The organism is Thalassotalea sp. PLHSN55 (assembly GCF_052030545.1).
Taxonomy (GTDB): Bacteria; Pseudomonadota; Gammaproteobacteria; order Enterobacterales; family Alteromonadaceae; genus CANMXU01.
In genome coordinates, this window is record NZ_JBPDIH010000032.1 from 1 (window position 1) to 878 (window position 878).

The 878-nt window shown below is 35.6% G+C and carries 2 protein-coding genes; both read left to right on the top strand.

Going from position 1 to position 878, the window contains the following annotated elements; translation table 11 throughout:
* Positions 1-318, top strand: a 318-nt coding sequence (locus ACRRSQ_RS20575; protein ID WP_440877653.1) for a hypothetical protein, incomplete at its 5' end; no start/stop codon positions are given.
* Between the two features lie 339 nt (positions 319-657).
* The gene (locus ACRRSQ_RS20580; protein WP_440877654.1) at positions 658-846 is read left to right on the top strand and encodes a hypothetical protein; all 189 of its coding nucleotides are present in this window, start codon (positions 658-660) and stop codon (positions 844-846) included.
* Positions 847-878: the final 32 nt, after the last annotated feature.

Consider the following 878-nt stretch of genomic DNA (forward strand, 5'->3'; position numbering starts at 1 on the left):
CAAAGCGGTAATGTTACGGCTAAAAAAGTAGAATCAAAGCCTAAAGATAGTCCAGTTCGCGAAGCTATTACCAAGTTGGCAGGTTCAGACCTAGGTAAGATATTTATTAATTGCTCACAAACTGTTTCCGATGGTCGTTTTGATTATTGCTTTAATAACGAACAAGGTGAAGTTGTTGACCCTGAACTAGTTGGTTATAAAGTGCTTTATCAATCTGATTGCCATAGCAAACTTAAACGGGGTAATTTGGTGCTCGATGTTTATTGTAATCCGGTAAGAAAGCAATACGACCCAATAACGATAAATTCTGATTCCTAATAATCCTAGTGACAGAAATAATTTCACAGTGTTTTTTGTGAAATGTATTTTGGCGCAATGTGTTCGTGATTTTTTGCTTAGCCACTTCCACACCAGGGGTGGTTTTTTTGTGCCTGTTGCTTTTTAGCTGACTTGTTTAAAATTTTTGATTAACGGCTGTTTCAGGGGTGGTTAATTGTTTTTAAAGGAGCGAAGCGACAAAAACCCCGTACTGTATTACGGGGTATAACTCGGTAGTTTTCTGCGGCTTCGGTGCTAGCTGATACAATTGTTTTGTTTTTTTTGGTCTATTATTACCAGTGGTTTTTTATACCCGATCACTTAAAAAGGAATTTGTTTATGAGTTTTTTAACCGTTGGTTTTTTAACTTCTATGTCTATGTTTTTTATCAATCTGTATATTTGTTTTTATAAACCTGAATATTACAATGTTGATGTTTTGACTTTTTGGGCTTTGCTTTTTGTAGGCTTAGGGTTTTTAAAAGCTCGTAGGTATAATCAAAAAACACAGGGTAAGCACCCTGACTAATTCATACCTTTGCTATGTCCGATACTCTTTAG

Coding starts and splice junctions, on each gene's coding strand:
- ACRRSQ_RS20580 (WP_440877654.1), top strand. CDS start 658: ATGAGTTTTTTAACCGTTGGTTTTTTAACTTCTATGTCTATGTTTTTT.